Origin of the sequence: Nocardioides astragali, assembly GCF_024436375.1 — a bacterium.
Taxonomy (GTDB): domain Bacteria; phylum Actinomycetota; class Actinomycetes; order Propionibacteriales; family Nocardioidaceae; genus Nocardioides; species Nocardioides astragali.
This window is the reverse complement of record NZ_JAFMZM010000003.1, coordinates 417,985-437,200: the sequence shown is the minus strand read 5'-3', so window position 1 is coordinate 437,200 and position 19,216 is coordinate 417,985. Positions and strand designations below refer to the sequence as shown.

The following is a 19,216-nucleotide window of genomic DNA, read 5'->3' as shown; positions in this document are numbered from 1 at the left end:
ACGTGCTGCGCCCTGTCGTGCAGACTTGTCAGCCTGGCAGCGAGGAGGTGACGACGATGAAGGCAGAGCGTCGAGACGTCCCCACGGGCCGGCTCATGCGCCTGGGGGCCGCGTTGGCCATCGTCATCGGCCTCTTCGGCATGCACGTCCTCTCCCACCACGGCATGCCCCACGAGCAGACGACCGCTGCACCGATCAGCACGAGCGCAGCACATGCAGACGGTGGGCACTCCACCACTCGAGCCGAGGACCCGGCTCGCACGGCACCCGTCCATGGTGCCGGCGATGCCGGCGCGACGGGTCACAGCCTCGGCGACCTGCTGATGCTCTGCGTGGCCATGCTGGCGGCCGTGTCCACCCTGCTCGGCCTGTACGCCCTCGGCGGGCGCACCCACCGCCCGTGGGCGATCCTGCGCCCCGCCGCCACCCACGTCCGCCCCGCTCTGCGGTTGGCCCCTACCGGCACCGGGCCACCACCGGTGTGGCAGTTCTCCGTCATCAGGTGCTGACAGGCATCCATCCAGCCGCTCCGGCGAGCCCGCCGAGCGGTCGTTGATGCCGACCCCTCACACACCTGCACCGCACCAGGAGAACAGCATGCGTACCCGCACCATCACCCGCGCCCTCGGCGCCACTGCCCTCACCCTCGGCCTCGGGATGGTCGCCGTCGCCTGCGGCGACGACGACACGTCCGGCGCTGCCACAGAGAGCTCGACGACCGAGCACAACGACGCCGACGTGGCCTTCGCCTCCGAGATGCTCCAGCACCACGCCCAGGCCCTGTCCATGGTCGATCTGACGGTGGAGCGTCCCCTCGACCCGGAGGTCACCGCGTTGGCTGAACAGATCCGGGCCGCGCAGGGACCCGAGATCGAGACCTTCACGGACTGGCTCACCGAATGGGACGAAGAGGTCCCCGAGACCATGCGCGACCACGCCAACGCCGGTCACGACATGGGCGACATGGGCGAGTCCATGGAAGGGATGGACACCAGCATGCCCGGCATGATGACGGCCGAGGACATGACTGCGCTCCAGGACGCACCCGACAGCGAGTTCCAGGCCACGTGGCTGGAGATGATGATCGAGCACCACACAGGTGCCGTCGAATTGGCCAAGGCCCAGACCGAGAACGGGCAGTACAAGCCTGCCATCGATCTCGCCGAAGACATCGTTGCCGCCCAGACCGCCGAGATCGACACCATGCAAGGACTGCTCTCGACCTCCTGACGTAGGGTCCGGCAGCACAGCTCTTTCCCCCGTACGTGTCGATTCCTCCATGTGTCCGCGGAACCAGGAAGGCCCATGCAGATCTACTTCGCCGGCCCCCTGTTCACCCCCTACGAGCGCGACTTCATCGCGCAAGCGGCAGCCAGGATCAGGGGCGAGGGCATCGAGGTCTTCGTCCCTCACGAGCAGCCGCTGCCGGAAGAGGTCACACCGAAGGCGGTCTTCGACAAGGACGCGAAGGGGCTCTTCCCCGCGAACGCGCTGGTCGCGCTGCTCGACGGGCCCATGATCGACGACGGCACGGCCTGCGAGATCGGCTTGTTCCACGGCATGAAGATGCAGGGCGACGACACCAAGAAGGGGATCATCGGACTGGTCACCGACACCCGCAGCATCGGGTCCGAGGGACGCCCGCTCGAAGGCAAGGGGCTCAACCTCTACGTCCGAGGCTGCATCGAGGAGATCGGTGAGGTGGTGTCCGACCTGGACGACGTCGTCGCCATCCTCAAGCGCTGGCAGGCGGAGCTCGCGTGACCCGTCCTCACATCGTCGTCGTCGGCAGCACGATGATCGACATGATCACCTACGCCGAACGCGTGCCCGATGCTGGTGAGACCCTCATCGGCGAGCGGTTCGTGCAGGGATTCGGCGGCAAGGGCGCCAACCAGGCCGTCCTGGCGGCGAGGCTTGGCGCAGCCGTGACCATGGCGACCTGTGTGGGGATCGACGCACTGGGCGACGCGACGGTCGAGAACCTCCGTCGCGAGGGCATCGACGTCGACCACGTCACGCGCACCGACCAGGCGAGCAGCGGAGTCGCCCCGATCTGGGTGGAGAGGGACGGCACCAACCGCATCATCTGCGTACCCGGCGCGAACCACGAGATGACGCAGCAGCAGGCCCGCACCGCCGTGCTGGCCACACCTCAGGTGGACGGCGTCGTCGGCCAGCTCGAGGTGCCGCAGGCCGTGACCTCGGCGGGCTTCCGGGCAGCGAAGGAGCGCGGCGCGTTCACGGTGCTCAACCCCGCTCCGGCCGGCGCACTCGACCCAGGCCTCGTCGAGGTCACGGACTGGCTCGTCCCCAACGAGGCGGAGCTCGTCGAGCTGGCCCGCAGCCTCGGTGTGTCCGCGGACGGGACGCCCGAGCACCTCGCCGTGGCGATCGCCCGGACCACTGGGACGCGGGTGGTCGTCACGCTCGGCAGCCGCGGTGCTGCGGTCTGCGAGGACGGAGAGGCGTCGGTCCACATCGCTGCGCCCACGGTCGAGGCGGTGGACACCACGGGAGCGGGAGACGCCTTCGTGGGCGCGTTCGCCTACGGCCTCGCAGAGGGCAGGTCGGCGACCGAGGCCTCACGGCTGGGTTGTGCGTGCGCCTCGGCCAGCGTGACTCGGCACGGCACGCAGACGTCGTACCCGACACCGGAGGAGGTCGCGTCCCTCATCCAGCAGCTGGCTTAGCGGGTTCGTACAACGTCGTGCGCGCGGCGCAATCCACGTGCATCGTTCCGCGCGCTTGTGGTTGCCTCTGGAACGTGAGTGAGGACCCGCGAATGGAGCTGCTGGCGCTCGATCACGCTGGAGCACTGGAGCGGTTCGAACTGGCCAACCGGATGTTCTTCGCCGAGCGCGTCGGCGACCGCGGAGACGACTTCTTCGAGCACTTCGAGGACCGGCTTGCCGAGCGCGTACGCGAGAACGACGAGCGTACGTCGCTCTTCTTCGTCGTTCTCGACGGAGAAGGTGAGGTTCTGGGACGGGTGAACATCACCGACATCGACCGACCGGAGGCGACCGAGCTCGGGTTCCGGATCGCCGAGGACGCGCAAGGTCGAGGCATCGCCCGTCAGGGCGTCGCCGCCGCCCTGGAGGTCGCGGCCTCACGAGGCGTGAGGACGGTGAAGGCGCGCGTGTCCGCTGAGAATCTCGCCTCACATCGCGTGCTGCAGCACTGCGGCTTCGAGGAGACAGGACCGACCGAGCCCCCGATCAGCTCCCCGACGACGTTCATCGGCTACCGCAAGGACCTCCACGGGAGTTGTTGACCTGATCGATAGCGGCCTGCACGGCGTTCACGATGCTCGACAGGCTCGCCGCATGGGCCAACCTCACGTCCGCGAGCTCGCGCGGCTGGAACCAGCGAAGGTCGTCGTGCTCGTCGGGGGCGGCGTTGACGGGTTCCCCTTCCCACCGCGTGACAAGGAACGCGTACACGTCGAGAGTGGGGTCACTGACCGTCATCGGGAAGGGCTGGGGATCGTGGATGTCGACTCCCAGTTCTTCGCGGCATTCCCGATGGACGGCCTGGTCAGGCGACTCGCCCGATTGGATGTGCCCGCCGACGAGATCCCAGCAGTCCGGATACGCGAGCCGCATCGGGTGTCGATGCGCCATCAGCACGAGGCCGTCACGCACAAGGGCCCCGACCGCGATCCGCGTCTGGGCCACCATGGCCGCAGGCTACCGATCGGCGGACGTGGTGGTCAGTTCCGGAGGATCTGGTGGCTGCTGGATCCGTGGCTCGGCGCAGGGTTGTCGTCGTTCTCGAGCTCGGCGGCGATGGAGACGGTGAGTCCGCCGAGGAGGAAGCCGATCACGGCGGCGGCCAGGGTGTTCGTGTTCATGGACGTGCTCCAGATCAGTGGTGGTGGTGGGTGTGGTGCGAACCGGTCGCGTGGCCCTCGTGCTCGGGGCCGTGGTGGTACTGGTGGGTGAGGGCGTGGCCCTTGCCCTTGTCGATGAGGTACCGGTTGACCGGGAAGGCCGCAAGGAAGGCCACGGCGAGGGCGATCATCATGCCGATCCAGAAGATCGGGTTGACCAGGCCGGCGTCCATGGCTCCGGGGATGAGGGCCATGACGAGGTTGTCGACGAGCTCCATGACGGCGATCGACAGAGTGTCGGCCGCGAAGACGACGCTGAGTGCGGCGCCGAAGCCGAGACCGGCCTTGATCAGGGGCACCGTGGACAGGGCGTAGCCGAACAAGAACGCGAGCCCGACGGCGAGCGCGATCGTGACGCCCGTGCTCAGGCCCATGGCGGTTCCGATCATCAGGCCGAGGATCTCGCCGATCGCGCAGCCGGTGAGGCAGTGCAGGGTGGCGCTGGCGGCCATGGCGTTGCGGGAGTTCATTGCGGTGTACCTTTCTCTGCGGATACCCCCCCACCGTATATAGCCGGGGAAGGCGAGCGCAAGGACGTGATCTCGCTTCCCTGCGTCTCGATGCTTGTGTGAAATACCCTAGGGGGGTAATGTATTTCACATGGCAGAGACACACGACGCGCACCAGCACAGCTACATCGCCAACAACAACAAGGACGCCTACCTCAAGCGGCTGCGTCGCATCGAGGGCCAGGCGCGGGGCCTGCAGCGGATGGTCGAGGAGGAGAAGTACTGCATCGACATCCTCACCCAGATCTCCGCGATGACGAAGGCGCTCGAGGCCGTCGCCCTCGGTCTCCTCGACGAGCACATGGCGCACTGCGTCGCAGGCGCTGTCGCCGCCGGCGGCGAGGAGGCCCAGCTCAAGCTCAAGGAAGCCTCCGACGCCATCGCCCGCCTCGTCCGCTCCTGACACCACCACAACCACCACCACCGAGAGGAATGCTCATGAGCCAGACCAGCACCTACACCGTCACCGGCATGACCTGCGGCCACTGCGTTGCCTCGGTCACCGAGGAGGTCCAGGAGATCGCCGGCGTCGAGGACGTCGCCGTCGACCTGCCCACCGGTGCCGTGACCATCACCAGCGCCGAGCCCCTCGACGACGACGCTGTCCGCGCCGCCGTCGAGGAAGCCGGCTACCAGCTCGCATGAGCACCCCGGTCAAGCTCGCCGGGTTCCTGGCAGCCGTCGCCGCGATCTTCGGACTTGCCGTCGTCGTCGGCCGGGCCGTCGGCCCGGTCGTCGAGATCACCGCCGCGCACGACACCACCCACGGAGACGAGACGGCCCAAGCGAGCCGCTCCGAGGGTGGCCGCGGCGACGTGGATCAGGAACCCTCGACAGCACAAGAGATCCCAGGAGGACTCATGGTCTCCCAGAACGGCTACACCCTCGCCCTCGCCGAGACCCGCGCCCAGGCCGGGCAGGACCGGCGGCTGAGCTTCACCATCACCGGCCCCGACGGCGCTCCGGTGATCGAGTACGACGTCGAGCACGAGAAGGACCTGCACCTGATCGCCGTACGACGCGACTTCTCCGGCTTCCAGCACGTCCACCCCGTCCTCGACGAGGACACGGGAGTCTGGGCGACGGACCTCGACCTCACCCCGGGTACGTGGCGACTCTTCGCCGACTTCAAGCCCACCGGCGCCGACGCGCTGACCCTCGGCGCCGACCTGGCCGTGGACGGTGACTACCAGCCGGCTGCTCCGGCTGCCGAGAGCCGCACCGCGACCGTCGGCGACTACGAAGTCACCCTCGACGGCGACCTGACCGCGGGCGCCGACGCGAAGCTCACCCTGAACGTGACGAAGGACGGGAAGCCGGTCACCGACCTGCAGCCCTACCTCGGCGCCTACGGCCACCTCGTCGCCCTGCGCGGCGGCGACCTCGCCTACCTCCACGTCCACCCCGACGGCACCCCCGGCGACGGCACCACGAAGCCCGGGCCCGACGTGACCTTCTACGCCGCGGTCCCGAGCGCCGGGACCTACCACCTCTACCTCGACTTCCAGCACGACGGGGTCGTCCGCACCGCGGCGTTCACCGTCACTGCGGACAACGCCGACACCACCACGCCAGCCGAGCCCGGCGGCCACTCCGGTCACTGACCGGTCCGACGATCAGGAGAACACGATGACCACGCAGAGTCAGCCAAGCACCCCTGCCGCCGGCTCGATCGAGCTCGCGATCACCGGCATGACCTGCGCGTCCTGCGCCAACCGGATCGAGCGCAAGCTCAACAAGCTCGACGGTGTCACGGCCACGGTCAACTACGCCACCGAGAAGGCGAAGGTCACGTTCGACCCGGACGTGGCGCCCGAGACCCTGGTCTCGGCAGTGGAGCAGGCCGGGTACGGCGCGTCACTGCCACAACCCGAACGGATCACCGGCGAGAACGACGGCGACGCCGGCGCGGAAACTGATCCGGTCCGGGCCCTCCGCCAGCGACTGCTGGTCTCGGCGGTGCTCACTGTCCCGGTCATCGCGATGGCGATGGTCCCCGCTCTTCAGTTCACCAACTGGCAGTGGCTCTCCCTCACCCTCGCCGCACCGGTCGTGGTCTGGGGCGCCTGGCCCTTCCACCGGGCCGCGTGGACCAACCTGCGCCACGGCACCTCCACCATGGACACGCTCATCTCCCTGGGCACCCTGGCCGCGCTGGGTTGGTCGCTCTACGCCCTGTTCTGGGGCACGGCCGGCATCCCGGGCATGACCCATCCGTTCGAGCTCACGATCGAGCGCAGCGACGGCGCCGGCAACATCTACCTCGAAGCGGCCTCAGGCGTCACCACGTTCATCCTCGCCGGCCGCTACTTCGAGCAGCGGTCCAAGCGACGCGCGGGCGCAGCTCTGCGGGCGTTGCTCGAGCTGGGTGCCAAGGAGGTCGCGGTCCTCAAACCTGACGGGGTCACCGAGGCCAAGGTGCCTGTCGACGAGCTCGCGGTCGGCGACCTGTTCGTCGTACGCCCCGGCGAGAAGATCGCCACCGACGGCGTCATCGAGCGCGGTACGTCCGCGGTGGACGCCTCGATGCTCACCGGCGAATCCGTCCCGGTCGAGGTCCGCCCCGGCGACACCGTCGTCGGAGCCACGGTCAACGCCGGCGGGCGCCTGGTCGTCCGGGCGACCCGGGTGGGCGGTGACACCCAGCTCGCCCAGATGGCGCGACTCGTCGAAGACGCCCAGAACGGCAAGGCCCAGGTCCAGCGCCTCGCGGACCGGATCTCCGGGATCTTCGTCCCGATCGTCATCCTGCTCGCTGCCGGCACTCTCGGCTTCTGGCTCGGCACCGGCAACGGCCTCGCCGCCGCCTTCACCGCCGCCGTCGCGGTCCTGATCATCGCCTGCCCCTGCGCCCTCGGACTGGCGACACCAACCGCCCTCATGGTCGGGACCGGCCGCGGCGCGCAGCTCGGGATCCTGATCAAGGGCCCCGAAGTCCTGGAGTCCACTCGCCGGGTCGACACCGTCGTGCTCGACAAGACCGGCACCGTCACCACCGGGAGGATGACCCTGCGCGACGTGGTCGCGGCCGACGGCGAGGACCCGGCTGAGGTCCTGCGCTACGCCGGCGCCCTCGAGGACGCATCCGAGCACCCCATCGCCCGTGCCGTCGCCGACGCCGCCAAGGACAAGCACGGCACCATCCCCGAGGTCGAGGACTTCGTCAACGTCGAGGGCCTCGGCGTCCAGGGAGTTCTGGTGGAAGGGGGTGCGAGCCACGCCGTGCTCGTGGGCCGTCCGCAGTTGCTGGGCGAGTGGTCACAGCACCTGACCGACGACCTGAAGGCCACGCTCGAGCACGCCCAGACCACCGGCGGCACCGCCGTCGCGGTCGGCTGGGACGGCAAGGCACGCGGCATCGTGGTGGTCGCGGACGCGATCAAGCCGACCTCCGCAACCGCCATCCGCGAGCTGCGCGCCCTCGGTCTGCGCCCGGTGCTGCTGACCGGTGACAACGCCGCGGTCGCCCGGACCGTCGCCGCCGAGGTGGGCATCGACGAAGCCGACGTCATCGCAGACGTCCTGCCCGCGGACAAGGTCGACGTGGTGAAGCGACTCCAGGGCGAGGGCAAGGTCGTCGCGATGGTCGGCGACGGCGTCAACGACGCCGCGGCTCTGGCCCAGGCCGACCTGGGTCTGGCCATGGGCACAGGCACCGACGTAGCCATCGAGGCAAGCGACCTCACCTTGGTGCGCGGAGACCTCCGCGTGGCGGTCGACGCGATCCGGCTGTCCCGGCGCACCCTGACGACGATCAAGGGCAACCTGTTCTGGGCCTTCGCCTACAACGTCGCCGCGCTGCCGTTGGCTGCGGCCGGCCTGCTGAACCCGATGCTGGCCGGCGCCGCGATGGCGTTCTCGAGCGTGTTCGTGGTCTCCAACAGCCTGCGCCTGCGCGGATTCAAGGCCCACTCGGCCGCCGCGCCCGAGGCGCCGGGGGCCGCGGCATGAGCGGCTCCGGGGCGCGGTTGGCGGCGCTGACCCCCGCAGACCGCGGTCGGTGCCTCGCGCGACCTGCTCGGTGACCCTGGTGGAGCGGCACGGTCAGGTCGGCGCGATGGTGCGGACCATGGCTCACTCGCCCGCGGTCCTGGGGGGCTACCTCCAGCTGAGCCGAGGCATGAAGCGCGCCAAGCTCGACCGGCGCACCAGCGAGCTGGTCTCGATCGCCCTACAGGTCCACCAAGGCTGAGAGTTGTGCCTGGAGGCCCACGAGAACGCCGCCCGCTCGCTCGGTGTCACGGAGGAGCAGATCGACGACGCCAAGCACGGCACGTCCGCGGACTCGCGGGTCGCGGCGATGATCGCGATCGCGCTCAAGGTCTACCAGGAACCCGCCGACGTCGTTGCCCTGAGGCCGGGTGTATCCGTCGGTGGGACGGTCACCTGCTGAATCAGTCCAGGTTCCCCGGAACGCTGGTGATCGCTGAGCGGACGAGCCCAGCCACGCTGGCGTCGTCGAGGGGGTGGCTGGTGTCCACGGTGAGGACTGGATCGCTCAATCCGAGCGGACCGCGATACGTCTCGCGCATCCGTCGGATGCCTTCCTCGTGCTCTTCTGGCGACCGGAACTGATCCAGGTGGCCCGGATGACGTCGGCGAGCAGCGAACCTTTCCGCCGCGATCTCGACCGGGCAGTCGCAGTGCACCTCCAGGAGCGACGAGGAGATCGCGCGCAGCCTCGTTGGCGCGGAGTCGTGGTTCCACCAGTTCACCAGGACTGCCGCCGGCGAGGACTCGGCGAGTGTGTAGAGCACCTCGTCGCTGGCACGACTGAGCCGATAGCGCTGGTAGCGATCGTCGCAACCCAAGCTGTCGAACAACGCCTCGAGGATCGCGTCCTTGTCGATCAGCGGAAGCGACAACCGCTCGCTGAGAATACGGCCGACGTTGGTCTTGCCACTTGCAGGCAACCCCGAGACGACGACGAGGTGACGCGCGCTCACGGCGTCATGTTGTCAGAGCGGAGTCCGCAGGGAGGATCGCCGGCGCCGACTGGTCAGGTCAGGCTCTCCGGGGACGGCAGGCTCGCCTCGCTGCCGAGCAGCTCGCGCGATGCGGGGTCCGTCACCGCCTTGCCGATGACGTACGACGCCAGCACAGGGCCGCCGGCCAGGTGACGCGTGTCGACGGCGAGCACGCCGCCCCGTCGCACCGGGCGCCAAGCGCGTCCCGTCGGGCCCGTGCGAGTCACGTCGGGCGTGTGGTCGGGGCGCAGCAGCACAGGCATCGGCTGCTGGGGCACTACACCGGTCACGCTCCCCCAAGGGAGGTCGACGACCACGCCGCGGTCGTCGTGGCGCATCCCAGCGGGCGTGAACCACAGCCCGCCGGCCAGGGAGCTGCCGCGGTGGATCGCGCTGCTCCAGCCCAGCCAGCCCGCGGTGACGCCGAGCAGCAGGCACCACACCCAGCGCCCCTCGAGGCCGGTGAAGACCGCCCCCAGCGCGATGACGGCACCGAGCGCCGCCAGGGACCACGAGGAGACGAGCGTCGGCCCTGCCGTGCGCGGCAGGTGGAGAGCGGGCCGCCCGTCGAGCATCTCGAGGCGCGGCCGCGGCGGGTCTCGCCGTGCGCGGCTCTCGACCAGCTCGCGGGCCATCCCGCCGATCGCGCCGACCAGCAGGGCGAGCCCGCCGCACAGCATCCCCCGACCCAGCGCCGTCCCGAGGCCGAGGAGCCCCATCGCCGTCAGCGGGAGGCCGATCGCGAGCAGCAGGATGATGCCCAGCCACGCCAGCGCCCGGAGGCCGGCGGGGCGGGTGTCTTGAGTCGTCCTCACTCCAGCACCCTCTCACCCGTCACCGTCAGTCGAAGAGGCCACCGATGCCATCGACGATGGCACCCCCGACATCGGCCAGCGCCTCGCCGGTGTCAACGACCGAGTCGACACCGGCCATGAACGCGTCGCTGACGTCTCCGTCGTGCTCCCAGAGCCCGTCGATCATGCCGGAGGTGAAGACACCCACCCCGGCGCCGACCACGCACCCGACGACGGTCCCGACGGGCCCGCCGATCATCGTGCCGACGACGGCACCCGTCGCGACGGAGGCAGCGAAGCCACCTGCGTTGGACGCGATGGCCTGCTCCGCGCTCTCACCCTTGACGTGGTAGTCGTAGAACCCGCCACCCACTGCGAGGACGCCGCCCAGGGCAATGGGGGCGAAGCGGCCGACGTTGGCCAGGCGAGCCGCGCGGGACAGCTCGTCGGCCGACTCACCTGCGATGCGGTTCCAGTGGTCGAGGTCGTCGTAGTAGTGCAGGGCACTCGGCACGCGACCGGTCGGTGCAGACTGGTGCATCCGCTGGAGGTAGTCGGCGGAGAGGTCAGCGAAGTACTGCGCGTTGCCGCGCAGCGCACTGGCGTGGACGTCCATCAAGGCGCCGCCGAGGCCACCGGCGACGTCACTGAGCTGGAAGGCCCAGCCAGGACCGTCCATGGCCCTGTTCTGCGCCGACACCCGCTCCCAGGCTCGCTCCATGTCGGCCCACACTTCGTCGGCCCGGGTGACGAGCGCGTTGTAGGCCGTCACCTTGTCCTGGTGGGCGTTGTAGGCATCGACGACGCGGTTGTAGGAGTCGATCTGGCCCTGGGAGGCGTCCATCGGGGGGTCGCCGGGCCGCGCGGGACCGGCGCCGGGGGACTCGACGACGTAGCCCGAGACCGTCAGCCCCGCCGACCTGGCGTCGGCCCGGATCTGCTTCATCCGGTTCTGGCAGGACTCGAGCGAGCCGGCGTAGTCGAGGAAGGTCGTCCGCACGTCGGCAGCGGACCGCTCGAGGGGTCGGGTCTCAGTGATCGCCCGGCCCATCGCACCCTCGAATGCCGACCCCGCCTCACCGCGCCAGTCGCCCGCCGCCTCGGTTCGGGCGTCGCCGAAGGCGCTCAGCCCGTCGTCGATCGCCGGACGGAGCGTCGAGCCGACCCAGTCGCCGGCGCGGCGTACCGACGACGGCGAACCCTTGATCTCGGTCTCAATCGACAACGGGATGCCCCCCGCCGAACGTGGAACCCACAGAGGAGTCGGTCGTCCAGAAGTCGGCTTCGCTATCGCTCACCTGGCTGCTGATCGCCGCCATGCCCTCGGACATGGTGGCCGCGCCGTCAGTGATCTTGGCAAGCATCGCGGTGAGGAGCGGAGTCATGTCGCCGCCGTCTACGGCGCCCGGCGACGACCCGGCACTGTCCTCGAGCGTCGTGCGTGCCCCGTCGAGCACGTCCCGGATGGCGGCCAGGGTCGCCGGCGGCACCCGCACCTCACTCATCGCCCCGCCTCCTGCGGGTGGAGCACACGGTCGAGGAGGAGGAGGTCGTAGGGCGCCTGCTCGAACGCCCGCTGGAGGTCGTCCACGCCCAACAGCACCCAGCCGGCGTCGTCGCCGTACTGCGCCTGGAGCCGGTCGATCGCGGAGTAGACGAACAGGGCGGTCCGGCCGTCGCGCATCTCGTGCATGCGGATCCGGGTCGCGCCCTCGATCGCGATGGTCGGGGCATAAACCACGGGCGGCAGGGTGGGTCGTTGCATGGTGACACGCTGCCCCATCCGGGGGAGCCGAAACCCGCGGGGGGTCAGTCCAGTCCCATCAGCTCGCGGACGGCCAGGAGTCCATCTGCACCCGCTTGGTGCTCGGCCGGCCAGTTGGGCTGTGGGAGAAGGTCGTCGACGACGGAGAAGCCGCCCGGCGTCACCAGGGCGAGCGCCTGGTCCAGGGCATCGAATCCCACCTCTGCCGCCCGCGCAGCGATTTCTCTCGAGCTCTCTCGGTCCATGCCCGAGGTGGAAGCACGGGCTCGCTGTGGGCGCGAACGACTCCCGGCTCGTGCCGTGTACGACGAGGCGGTCATGTCCCGCCACGGGGGATGCTTGAGCGATGCACCTACTCAACGCCGCCGGAAGTCAGTTCACCGTCGAGCGCGCGACCGAGTCTGACGTACCGAGCTTGGTGGCGCTGCTAGCAGATGACGTCATCGGGGCGGATCGAGAAGCGCGGGCACTGGACACGTATCTCGCAGCGTTCCAGGAGATCGACAGTGACCCGCATCAGTACCTCGCATCGGTGCGTGACAAGGACGGCGTCCTTGTCGGCACGATGCAGCTGACCCTGATAGCTGGGCTTTCCCGCGGGGGAACCAAGAGACTCCAGATCGAGGCGGTGCGCCTCGCCTCCGACACGCGCGGAACCGGACTCGGGACTGCGCTGTTCGAGTGGGCACACGCTTTCGGCAGGCAACACGGCGCGACCATCGCTCAGCTGACCACGGACAAGAGGCGGGTCGACGCCCACCGCTTCTACGAAAGGCTTGGCTACGAGGCCAGTCACGAGGGGCTGAAGCGGCACATCTGACTCCGGACCGCGACGGTGCACCTAGGCCGGGCGCCGCAGTTCGTCCCGCAGCTGGGCAGCAAGGTCGACTGATGCCTCGATCTCAGCGCGCCGGATGGAGACGCTCTCGACGTTGAGCCCGAAAGGCACGCCGAGGCGGCGACAGTAGGTGATCAGCTCGCGCGCAGCGGCCAGGGCGAACTCGAAGGACGCCTCGAGGGTGTCGTCCGCGTGCAGAAGCTCGTTCTCGATCCAGCGTGGCACGTCCACGCCCAGCCATCTGAGGAACTCGAGCGTCTTCGTGGAGCCGCACACGGAGAAGGTGAACACGATCGGTGCCGGGGTCACCCCTTGCGCGAGACACTCGTAGCGATAGTCCGACACGAGGTTCTTCGCGGCATTCACGTCGTAGACCACTTGCGTGATGAAGAACGAACAGCCCGCCGCCTGCTTCCGCAGTAGTCGTAGGTGCTCATCGCCATTCCGCGCATGGCGTTCAGGGATCGCGACACCGCCGAGCAGCAGGTCGGGCCGCGTCCGGGCTCGCAGGGCTTGCGCACGTCCCAAGGAGGTGGCGACAGGTGTGTCACGTGAAGCCGCCCCGACGAACACTGACAGCCGACGATCGGTTTCCTGGGCCCGCAACCATGCTTCGAGGTCAGGCTCGGCGTACTTCCCCACAGCCCTGTAGACCACGACGGGGGTGTCCCAGGAGTCGAGATATCGCGACAGGTAGTCCGCCGGATCCATTGTCGGCAGGAACGGGAACGGGCGCTCCTCCGGGTTGCGGTCACTCTCGTCGTCGATGTCGTAGAGGATCAGGCCGTCCACGCCCAGAGGCTGAAGGCGCGTGGCCGTGATGTCGGCGATCTCCTGGGCCTTCTCCGGTGAAGCCGTCCGTCGCGGCGGCGTCAGCGCGAAGAGCAAGAACTCGCCCCGACCCTCGATGATGCGTCGCTGCAGATCCACATCCGGACCGTAACCCCCCATACGGACACCAGTCCGACTACTCACGTGTCGCGAACGCACGGAGGTTCGGCCTACGTGGGTTGCCGTGGCTCGCGAGCGAACGACTTCACGCGTCTACGCGTGCCGACTGAAGTCAATCCGCTGGTGGCCGCTGGGCAGGCCGGATGTCACTCATCGGGCATTGCAAGCGCGTCGATCTCGACCCGAGCCCCCTGGAAGCTCTCCTCACCGAGCCCAGGTCAGCGAGGTCGGTCAGAAAGCATGTCAACCGGATGACATCGCTTGGCTTCGCGCCAGCTGCGCCCAGCGCGCGGGTCAGGTTGGCGAAGACCTGGCGGGCCTGGATGAGGGCGTCATCGGCGTCGACGATCGCGCCTGCGTCGTCCACCGGCAGCTGACCGGAAACTGCAACCAACCGGCCCGTGCCCGCCACTGCGTGGCTGCAGCCGTTGACCGGCCCCAGACCGTCCGGTCGCTCGAAGTGCTCGATCCCGTCGTGCCGACGATCGGCGAGTCGGCGCCCGCGCCACGCTCACCCGCTGCCGAATCTTCAGCACGAAACTTCAGTACCCAAAGCACTGTCTCGCGCGTGAGACAACGAGCGCGCATGTCCAACCTCGGCTTCACGGTAGAACGCGCCCGCGTGGCTCTCCGGCTCATCGCCGGCGCCCGTGTCGTCCAGCAGGTCGAGCACGCTGTTCAGGGCATCCGAGCCAGCTCCTCGGGAGTCGACGGCAGCGACAAGCCAGTGCTCATCGGCAATCAGTCTCAGGGCTTCGATGAGCTGCGTCCTGAGCCATGGGGTCGCGAGACGGTTGTCAGAGCCCATTCCACGACCCCCAGGTGTTCCACTCTCGACGGTTCGCTGCGCGGCAGAGACATGTCGTGTTGTCGAGATGCAACGAAGATTGCCGAACCTCCAACGGCGAACCTTGCACAAACGGTCCTGATTGCGACGCGTTGTCAATGTGGGTGAGGCTGAGAAGAAGCCCTGGCCTCGACTGGCCGTGTGCTGGCCGTCGGCGAGCGTCACGGTGTGGTCCAAGCCCGCTTCTCCGGGATTGTGACGAACAAGCAGCTGTATGGAGCCCTCGTCACAAGTTGATGCCAGGCACTCAGCCCAGGAAGCGCAATCGCGCGGCCCCGTAAGCAGCCCGTGGATCAGGCGCACCAGTGAGGGAGCGGCCGAGAACGACGTGGCTGGCCCCGGCATTCCGGGCGTCCTCCGGGGTTCCCACACGGACCTGGTCGCCTCCTCCTCGTATCTCGTGCCCCACTCCGAGGCCGATGCCCGGCGTGACCACGAGCGCCTCGGGTCCCCACTTCGAACGCATCACGCCGGCCTCGTGAACCGAGCACACGACGCCGTCACACCCGGCATCCCGAGCCAGCTGTCCAAGACGCTCGACCTGAGCGCAGACTGAACCCCCAATTCCGATCGACGCCAGGTCGCCGTCATCGAGGCTGGTGATCACCGTGAGGGCCAGGACCTGCAGCTCCGGGAATGGGGATGCGGCTCTCACAGCAGCCACCAGGACATCTGCTCCACCTGAGGCGTGAACCGTCACCATCGACGCGCCCAGATGGCCAGCCGCCGTCACGGCACAGGCCACCGAGTTCGGCACCTCGTGCAGCTTCAAGTCCAGGAACACCCTCTTCCCGCCCGCCACAAGATCCCTGGCAAGCTCAGGCCCTGCCGTGACCAGGGTCTGGATCCCGATCTTGTACGACGTCGCAGCATCCCCCAAGGCACTGGTGAGGTCGTCGGCCGCTGCCCGGCTGGGGCAGTCGAGGGAAACGATGACGTCGTCGGCAAACGCACGTCCAGAGAGGTCGGGCACGCGGGCATCCTTCCAGCCCTGTGCCGGGTTTCGCTCGGCCAGCCGTCAGGCTTGGAACTCGGTGCCGAACACCAGCGTATCGCCGTCGTTCATGATCACGTGGCGCTCGACCGGATCCCGATCTTCTCTGCGACGCTGTAGTCGGCGTTCAGCGTTCAGGCGTCAGTTCAAGTCCTTTGCGTCTTCAATGCGACAACGATTTCGCCGGGGAGGTCACGATGAACCCTCAGCCCGAACGGCGGCTGCGCACGGGCCTGCGCCGCTCTGCGATCACCGCCGCGGCAGTGACGGCGATCGTGGGAACGGCCGGATGCTCGCCGGCACCCGAGGATCCGGACGATGGCGAGCTCACCGGGGTCGTCGTCAACGGTCGCAGTGACACCTTCGTCTTCGGAGGCGGAGGGGAGTCCGACACCTACGACCGCATCCTCGTGATGACTCCGACCGAGGTGCTCGATGCCTACCACCGAACCTGGCCAGGCCAGGAAGATCCCGAGGAGCACGAGTATCGCGGCATCCGGCTCAAGGTCGCCGTGTCCGAGCTCCAGCAGTTGGAGGAAGGCGGTGCGGCGCCGTCAGCTCCGGCAGTAGCGCCGGTTGACGGCGGGTACTTCCGGATCCCGTGGTCGGCCGGAGATCGGTACCTGTGCCTGGGCATGGAGGTCGTCATAGAGGCCGTCGACACTGTCGACACCGCAGGTTGTGTGTTGGTCGACCAGACTCCGCCCGCCTCGGTCACCATCGAGCTCAACTTCGGCGGGCCTGCGATCAAAGAGTGAGCGCATCCCGCGATGACGCAGTCCGAACGCGCTTGGGTCGTACCGGCTCGCAACCAGGAGGGCCGTCAGCACAATCGCCCCCGGCCTGGACCAGTCCCACCAACTCACAGCTGGTGATCTGGCCGAGCTCGCAGCAGCTCATCGCATGAGCATCGGACGCATGGCCAGCGGCCTGTACGCCGGCAGCGTCGCGGTGGGGACTGGCAGCCGGAGCTTCACCCCCATCGTGGTCAATCCCGATGCACTTCGCGCACCTCGTCCCGCAGCACGTGGTCAGGCTACTGAGCAGGTCGGAGCGCGGCCTGCAGTTTTCCGGGTCGCGACACGTCCGGACGCTCGGGGCGGAGGTCAGGGACTCGACGAAGCCGCGGCCGGTCACGCGGCTCGGTTGCCCTCAACGTCAACCGAGTCGGTGCGCAGGGAGTGCCGGCCATTCAACGTTTCCGAGGTCAGGCATGGAGACGGCCTGGGAGCAGGGAAGGCTGCGCGGCCGCCCGCGGCGATCTTGCGCAACCAGCCTGGACAGCGCATGCCGTGAAGACTCGCTGAGGGCCAAGTTCACCTGCGGACGCCGAGAAGGACGCCGCTGGCGTCATCGACGTACGCCGTCACCCAACCTGGACGGGCACGCAGCGTGGCCAGCAGGTCATCAACCGCCGCTTGGTGCTCGTCCGGCCAGTTCGGATGCGGGAGCAGGTCGTCAATCACGTAGAAGCCGCCCGGTGTCACCAGGGCGAGTGCCTGGTCCAAGTGGGTGAACTTGCCGGGCCACGTGTCCGCGAACACAAGGTCGAACGCCTCGGTGGTGGCGGCCAGCCAATCGCACCCGTCGGCTACGACCCACTCGACACGGTCGTCGCGGAGCTCGGTCTGGGCAATGGCCGAGAGCTGAGCGTCGAGCTCAACGGTGACCAGACGCGCGTCCGCGTCCATGCCACGCAGAAGACACGCGGTTCCCCGACCCGCCCCCGTACCCAGCTCGAGCAGTCGCCCGCCGGGCTTGCTCGCCGCGAGTGCGGTGAGCAACTCCCCAACCGCTGACGCAGAGGCCGCATCGAAACCCACCTCAGCCGCTCGCGCAGCGATTCTCTCGAGAGTGTCTGGGTCCATGCCCGAGATGGAAGCACAGGCTCGCGAGTGCGCGCGAATGACTACCGAACGAGTGGTGCCGGGGCTTACCAGATGCAAGCGGGCCGACGCGCAGCCCGCTATCTGGCGATGTTGAGGCTCAGCGTCGCGAGGTCGGCGTTGATCGTGAAACCGCACTGGCGGTACAGAGCGAGTGCCGCGACATTGTCCGGTTCGGTTTGCAGAGACAGCCGCAGCGCACCGGCATCGCTGGCGGCTTGCTGGATGGTTTCGACCAGCCGGCGGGCGATGCCTTGGCGACGCATGGCGGGGTCGGTGAACAGGTCGCGTAGCTGCCGTGCGCCGACATGGAAGACGCACCGGTCAGTGGCGGCCGGGAAGGTCGACCGAGACGACGTGGTCTGGCCCTCGTGTGTGCCGTCGCAGACGGATTGATTGAGGGCCATTTCTCAGCCGCAATGCCGATGAATCCTTAGGCTTGTCGTCGTGGCCCGGTCTCGAGAGTTGCCTGCTGACGACTTGGCCGGGCTGCTGCGCCAATGGAGCGACGCGCAGTTGGCGGCCCTCGACGCCCTGGATCGCCCGGTCGAGGCGGTCGCACGTACTGGCAGCCTTCTGCTTCCACCGGCCACCGAAGCTCAGGTGGCTGACGCAGAGAAGCGACTGGGCGTGCGTCTTCCCGGGTCCTACCGGGACTTCCTGCTGTTATCCAACGGCGCCTACGGCGACACCATCGGCGCAGTGATGGCGGTTGACCCTCGCGCTGGTGGCTCGGACGCGGGTTTGGGCTTCCTCCCGGTCACGGAGATCAGCTGGTTCATCGAAGTCGAGCCTGAGACGGTCGAGATCTGGCTGGCTTCTCAGGACGAGATCGAGGAGACGAGGGGCGTTCCCGACCCGGCGCCGACGTTCGAGCGCGACGAGGTGCGTGACTACCGCCCCCTTCGGGACGCACTGCTCATCGCGCGGGGCTTCGACGCCAACTGCTCACTGCTGGTGCCGGTGGGCGGACCGGGCGAGGAATGGGAAGTCTGGGACCACTACAAGGAGGGCACCACCCGCTGGTCGTCGTTCCGCGCCTACGTGCGCGACACCGTCGAGGACCACCTGGGCGTCGACGTCGACGAGGCCGAGGCCCTGCTGCTCCTGGCCAGCGCCGAGGAGGGCGACCTGCAGGCAGTTCAACGAGTGGGCCGGGTCCGTTCACCCGTGGCGACGGAACTTCTGCTCGACGCGGCCCGCCGCGGCGTAGTGCCGCACCCGGTGATGCGTGCTCTCACGCGCATCGGCGGACCTGATGTGGTCGCCGCCCTGACCGACCTGCGGCTGAACGAGTGGCAGCAGAGCTACGCGCATCGGGCGCTGGCGCTGATCGGCACGCCGGACGCGCTCGACCACCTCGCCAGCGTCGGAGCCTATCTCCAACTGTCCCAGGTGGGCGATCGCCGTGCGGCCGAGATCGCGGCTGCCCGACTACGGGACGGCGACTACACGACGCAACTGGCTGCGGCCCACGTGCTCGCCCGGATGCCCGACCCGAGGTGGGTGCCTGACCTGCTTGGTGCGTACGACCGCGCAACCAGCGATGGGCTGCGGGTCTCCACCCTTGGCGCCCTGGAGGCCTGCGGCGCCTTCGAGGAGGCGCGCCGGCGGGCGCCGGACCTTCTTGACGGACCGTACGGATACGCAGCGCAGGCCATATTGATTCGCCTGAGCGGCCGGACAGGCGGCATAGAGCCACACACGCCGTGATCGGCTCGACCGGAGCTCAAAGCCTGCGAGCCCCGAATCATTCGGCCGGGAGCCCTA

Annotated in this window: 29 protein-coding genes; 14 read left to right on the top strand and 15 right to left on the bottom strand. The window is 68.6% G+C overall.

The annotated features are described in order from the left end of the window. Positions 1–56 precede the first annotated feature (56 nt). The 5 genes from J3P44_RS11235 to J3P44_RS11215 all read left to right on the top strand — a co-directional run bounded on the left by J3P44_RS11235 (position 57) and on the right by J3P44_RS11215 (position 3,277). Positions 57–509 carry a hypothetical protein gene (locus tag J3P44_RS11235; RefSeq protein ID WP_255890431.1) on the top strand — a complete coding sequence of 151 codons (453 nt, stop codon included), beginning with the start codon at positions 57–59 and terminating at the stop codon, positions 507–509. 88 nt (positions 510–597) lie between these two features. After that, the gene (locus J3P44_RS11230) at positions 598–1,230 is read left to right on the top strand and encodes a DUF305 domain-containing protein (RefSeq protein ID WP_255890430.1); all 633 of its coding nucleotides are present in this window, start codon (positions 598–600) and stop codon (positions 1,228–1,230) included. Between the two features lie 75 nt (positions 1,231–1,305). After that, positions 1,306–1,764 (top strand): nucleoside 2-deoxyribosyltransferase, encoded by a 459-nt coding sequence (locus J3P44_RS11225; protein WP_255890429.1) that lies wholly within the window; start codon positions 1,306–1,308, stop codon positions 1,762–1,764. Next, the gene (locus J3P44_RS11220; protein WP_255890428.1) at positions 1,761–2,693 is read left to right on the top strand and encodes a ribokinase; all 933 of its coding nucleotides are present in this window, start codon (positions 1,761–1,763) and stop codon (positions 2,691–2,693) included. The genes J3P44_RS11225 and J3P44_RS11220 overlap by 4 nt, the downstream gene beginning before the upstream one ends. A gap of 74 nt (positions 2,694–2,767) precedes the next feature. Then, entirely contained in the window at positions 2,768–3,277 is a 510-nt protein-coding gene (locus tag J3P44_RS11215; RefSeq protein WP_255890427.1) for a GNAT family N-acetyltransferase, read from the top strand. On the opposite strand, the gene J3P44_RS11210 is transcribed toward J3P44_RS11215, so the two are convergent. From J3P44_RS11210 to J3P44_RS11200, 3 genes are read right to left on the bottom strand one after another with little or no spacing between them, the layout of a single operon-like run. Then, positions 3,240–3,683: an NUDIX domain-containing protein gene (locus J3P44_RS11210; RefSeq protein ID WP_255890426.1), complete on the bottom strand. Its 444-nt coding sequence runs from the start codon at positions 3,681–3,683 to the stop codon at positions 3,240–3,242. The two genes, J3P44_RS11215 and J3P44_RS11210, sit on opposite strands and share 38 nt — an antisense overlap. Before the next feature lie 32 nt (positions 3,684–3,715). Then, entirely contained in the window at positions 3,716–3,856 is a 141-nt protein-coding gene (locus J3P44_RS11205) for a hypothetical protein (protein ID WP_255890425.1), read from the bottom strand. 14 nt (positions 3,857–3,870) lie between these two features. After that, on the bottom strand, positions 3,871–4,365 hold the full coding sequence (locus J3P44_RS11200) for a DUF4396 domain-containing protein (protein WP_255890424.1): 495 nt from the start codon (positions 4,363–4,365) through the stop codon (positions 3,871–3,873). A gap of 130 nt (positions 4,366–4,495) precedes the next feature. Between J3P44_RS11200 and J3P44_RS11195 the strand changes: the two genes are divergently transcribed. The 6 genes from J3P44_RS11195 to J3P44_RS11170 are packed head-to-tail and all read left to right on the top strand — an operon-like array spanning position 4,496 to position 8,797. Continuing rightward, positions 4,496–4,807 carry a metal-sensitive transcriptional regulator gene (locus J3P44_RS11195; RefSeq protein WP_255890423.1) on the top strand — a complete coding sequence of 104 codons (312 nt, stop codon included), beginning with the start codon at positions 4,496–4,498 and terminating at the stop codon, positions 4,805–4,807. A 35-nt stretch (positions 4,808–4,842) separates the two neighbouring features. After that, positions 4,843–5,049 (top strand): heavy-metal-associated domain-containing protein, encoded by a 207-nt coding sequence (locus J3P44_RS11190; RefSeq protein WP_255890422.1) that lies wholly within the window; start codon positions 4,843–4,845, stop codon positions 5,047–5,049. After that, the gene (locus J3P44_RS11185) at positions 5,046–6,008 is read left to right on the top strand and encodes a DUF8832 domain-containing protein (protein ID WP_255890421.1); all 963 of its coding nucleotides are present in this window, start codon (positions 5,046–5,048) and stop codon (positions 6,006–6,008) included. The genes J3P44_RS11190 and J3P44_RS11185 overlap by 4 nt, the downstream gene beginning before the upstream one ends. Before the next feature lie 25 nt (positions 6,009–6,033). After that, positions 6,034–8,355 carry a heavy metal translocating P-type ATPase gene (locus J3P44_RS11180; protein ID WP_255890420.1) on the top strand — a complete coding sequence of 774 codons (2,322 nt, stop codon included), beginning with the start codon at positions 6,034–6,036 and terminating at the stop codon, positions 8,353–8,355. Positions 8,356–8,404: 49 nt separating this feature from the next. Next, complete coding sequence (locus J3P44_RS11175; protein ID WP_255890419.1) at positions 8,405–8,596, top strand: hypothetical protein; 192 nt, start codon at positions 8,405–8,407, stop codon at positions 8,594–8,596. A gap of 3 nt (positions 8,597–8,599) precedes the next feature. Then, the gene (locus J3P44_RS11170; protein ID WP_255890418.1) at positions 8,600–8,797 is read left to right on the top strand and encodes a carboxymuconolactone decarboxylase family protein; all 198 of its coding nucleotides are present in this window, start codon (positions 8,600–8,602) and stop codon (positions 8,795–8,797) included. 1 nt (position 8,798) lies between these two features. Here J3P44_RS11170 and J3P44_RS11165 read toward each other — a convergent pair whose 3' ends face one another. The 6 genes from J3P44_RS11165 to J3P44_RS11140 are packed head-to-tail and all read right to left on the bottom strand — an operon-like array spanning position 8,799 to position 12,175. Continuing rightward, positions 8,799–9,350, bottom strand: coding sequence for a P-loop nucleotide/nucleoside kinase family protein (locus J3P44_RS11165; RefSeq protein WP_255890417.1), 552 nt, complete (start codon positions 9,348–9,350; stop codon positions 8,799–8,801). A 53-nt stretch (positions 9,351–9,403) separates the two neighbouring features. Further along, positions 9,404–10,186: a hypothetical protein gene (locus J3P44_RS11160; RefSeq protein WP_255890416.1), complete on the bottom strand. Its 783-nt coding sequence runs from the start codon at positions 10,184–10,186 to the stop codon at positions 9,404–9,406. A 25-nt stretch (positions 10,187–10,211) separates the two neighbouring features. Continuing rightward, positions 10,212–11,390 carry a hypothetical protein gene (locus tag J3P44_RS11155; protein WP_255890415.1) on the bottom strand — a complete coding sequence of 393 codons (1,179 nt, stop codon included), beginning with the start codon at positions 11,388–11,390 and terminating at the stop codon, positions 10,212–10,214. Continuing rightward, positions 11,380–11,670, bottom strand: a complete 291-nt coding sequence (locus J3P44_RS11150; RefSeq protein ID WP_255890414.1) for a hypothetical protein — start codon at positions 11,668–11,670, stop codon at positions 11,380–11,382. Before J3P44_RS11150 ends, J3P44_RS11155 begins: the two co-directional genes overlap by 11 nt. After that, positions 11,667–11,930 (bottom strand): SAV_915 family protein, encoded by a 264-nt coding sequence (locus tag J3P44_RS11145; RefSeq protein ID WP_255890413.1) that lies wholly within the window; start codon positions 11,928–11,930, stop codon positions 11,667–11,669. The genes J3P44_RS11150 and J3P44_RS11145 overlap by 4 nt, the downstream gene beginning before the upstream one ends. A gap of 44 nt (positions 11,931–11,974) precedes the next feature. Continuing rightward, positions 11,975–12,175, bottom strand: coding sequence for a hypothetical protein (locus J3P44_RS11140; protein WP_255890412.1), 201 nt, complete (start codon positions 12,173–12,175; stop codon positions 11,975–11,977). Positions 12,176–12,276: 101 nt separating this feature from the next. On the opposite strand from J3P44_RS11140, the gene J3P44_RS11135 reads away from it, so the two are divergent. Beyond that, positions 12,277–12,750 (top strand): GNAT family N-acetyltransferase, encoded by a 474-nt coding sequence (locus J3P44_RS11135; RefSeq protein ID WP_255890411.1) that lies wholly within the window; start codon positions 12,277–12,279, stop codon positions 12,748–12,750. A 21-nt stretch (positions 12,751–12,771) separates the two neighbouring features. On the opposite strand, the gene J3P44_RS11130 is transcribed toward J3P44_RS11135, so the two are convergent. The 4 genes from J3P44_RS11130 to pyrF form a co-directional block, all read right to left on the bottom strand. Beyond that, positions 12,772–13,698 (bottom strand): methylenetetrahydrofolate reductase, encoded by a 927-nt coding sequence (locus J3P44_RS11130; RefSeq protein ID WP_255890410.1) that lies wholly within the window; start codon positions 13,696–13,698, stop codon positions 12,772–12,774. A 133-nt stretch (positions 13,699–13,831) separates the two neighbouring features. Further along, complete coding sequence (locus J3P44_RS25805; RefSeq protein WP_372496573.1) at positions 13,832–14,161, bottom strand: RidA family protein; 330 nt, start codon at positions 14,159–14,161, stop codon at positions 13,832–13,834. Between the two features lie 87 nt (positions 14,162–14,248). After that, positions 14,249–14,527, bottom strand: a complete 279-nt coding sequence (locus tag J3P44_RS11125; RefSeq protein ID WP_255890408.1) for a hypothetical protein — start codon at positions 14,525–14,527, stop codon at positions 14,249–14,251. A 286-nt stretch (positions 14,528–14,813) separates the two neighbouring features. Beyond that, entirely contained in the window at positions 14,814–15,539 is a 726-nt protein-coding gene (gene pyrF, locus J3P44_RS11120) for an orotidine-5'-phosphate decarboxylase (RefSeq protein ID WP_255890407.1), read from the bottom strand. A 218-nt stretch (positions 15,540–15,757) separates the two neighbouring features. Between pyrF and J3P44_RS11115 the strand changes: the two genes are divergently transcribed. Continuing rightward, positions 15,758–16,318: a hypothetical protein gene (locus tag J3P44_RS11115; protein ID WP_255890406.1), complete on the top strand. Its 561-nt coding sequence runs from the start codon at positions 15,758–15,760 to the stop codon at positions 16,316–16,318. A gap of 558 nt (positions 16,319–16,876) precedes the next feature. On the opposite strand, the gene J3P44_RS11110 is transcribed toward J3P44_RS11115, so the two are convergent. Further along, the gene (locus tag J3P44_RS11110) at positions 16,877–17,344 is read right to left on the bottom strand and encodes an O-methyltransferase (RefSeq protein ID WP_255890405.1); all 468 of its coding nucleotides are present in this window, start codon (positions 17,342–17,344) and stop codon (positions 16,877–16,879) included. A gap of 182 nt (positions 17,345–17,526) precedes the next feature. After that, positions 17,527–17,853 carry a GNAT family N-acetyltransferase gene (locus J3P44_RS11105; protein WP_255890404.1) on the bottom strand — a complete coding sequence of 109 codons (327 nt, stop codon included), beginning with the start codon at positions 17,851–17,853 and terminating at the stop codon, positions 17,527–17,529. Positions 17,854–17,893: 40 nt separating this feature from the next. Here J3P44_RS11105 and J3P44_RS11100 point away from each other — a divergent pair, with 40 nt between their 5' ends. Then, on the top strand, positions 17,894–19,159 hold the full coding sequence (locus tag J3P44_RS11100) for an SMI1/KNR4 family protein (protein ID WP_255890403.1): 1,266 nt from the start codon (positions 17,894–17,896) through the stop codon (positions 19,157–19,159). The last annotated feature ends 57 nt before the right edge of the window (positions 19,160–19,216 follow it).

What these genes read in the sequence shown, in the direction of transcription:
- J3P44_RS11235 (WP_255890431.1), top strand. Translation starts at nt 57, where the DNA reads ATGAAGGCAGAGCGTCGAGACGTCCCCACGGGCCGGCTCATGCGCCTG.
- J3P44_RS11230 (WP_255890430.1), top strand. Translation starts at nt 598, where the DNA reads ATGCGTACCCGCACCATCACCCGCGCCCTCGGCGCCACTGCCCTCACC.
- J3P44_RS11225 (WP_255890429.1), top strand. Translation starts at nt 1,306, where the DNA reads ATGCAGATCTACTTCGCCGGCCCCCTGTTCACCCCCTACGAGCGCGAC.
- J3P44_RS11210 (WP_255890426.1), bottom strand. Translation starts at nt 3,683, where the DNA reads ATGGTGGCCCAGACGCGGATCGCGGTCGGGGCCCTTGTGCGTGACGGC.
- J3P44_RS11205 (WP_255890425.1), bottom strand. Translation starts at nt 3,856, where the DNA reads ATGAACACGAACACCCTGGCCGCCGCCGTGATCGGCTTCCTCCTCGGC.
- J3P44_RS11200 (WP_255890424.1), bottom strand. Translation starts at nt 4,365, where the DNA reads ATGAACTCCCGCAACGCCATGGCCGCCAGCGCCACCCTGCACTGCCTC.
- J3P44_RS11195 (WP_255890423.1), top strand. Translation starts at nt 4,496, where the DNA reads ATGGCAGAGACACACGACGCGCACCAGCACAGCTACATCGCCAACAAC.
- J3P44_RS11190 (WP_255890422.1), top strand. Translation starts at nt 4,843, where the DNA reads ATGAGCCAGACCAGCACCTACACCGTCACCGGCATGACCTGCGGCCAC.
- J3P44_RS11185 (WP_255890421.1), top strand. Translation starts at nt 5,046, where the DNA reads ATGAGCACCCCGGTCAAGCTCGCCGGGTTCCTGGCAGCCGTCGCCGCG.
- J3P44_RS11180 (WP_255890420.1), top strand. Translation starts at nt 6,034, where the DNA reads ATGACCACGCAGAGTCAGCCAAGCACCCCTGCCGCCGGCTCGATCGAG.
- J3P44_RS11150 (WP_255890414.1), bottom strand. Translation starts at nt 11,670, where the DNA reads ATGAGTGAGGTGCGGGTGCCGCCGGCGACCCTGGCCGCCATCCGGGAC.
- J3P44_RS11145 (WP_255890413.1), bottom strand. Translation starts at nt 11,930, where the DNA reads ATGCAACGACCCACCCTGCCGCCCGTGGTTTATGCCCCGACCATCGCG.
- J3P44_RS11140 (WP_255890412.1), bottom strand. Translation starts at nt 12,175, where the DNA reads ATGGACCGAGAGAGCTCGAGAGAAATCGCTGCGCGGGCGGCAGAGGTG.
- J3P44_RS11135 (WP_255890411.1), top strand. Translation starts at nt 12,277, where the DNA reads ATGCACCTACTCAACGCCGCCGGAAGTCAGTTCACCGTCGAGCGCGCG.
- J3P44_RS11125 (WP_255890408.1), bottom strand. Translation starts at nt 14,527, where the DNA reads ATGGGCTCTGACAACCGTCTCGCGACCCCATGGCTCAGGACGCAGCTC.
- J3P44_RS11115 (WP_255890406.1), top strand. Translation starts at nt 15,758, where the DNA reads ATGAACCCTCAGCCCGAACGGCGGCTGCGCACGGGCCTGCGCCGCTCT.
- J3P44_RS11105 (WP_255890404.1), bottom strand. Translation starts at nt 17,853, where the DNA reads ATGGCCCTCAATCAATCCGTCTGCGACGGCACACACGAGGGCCAGACC.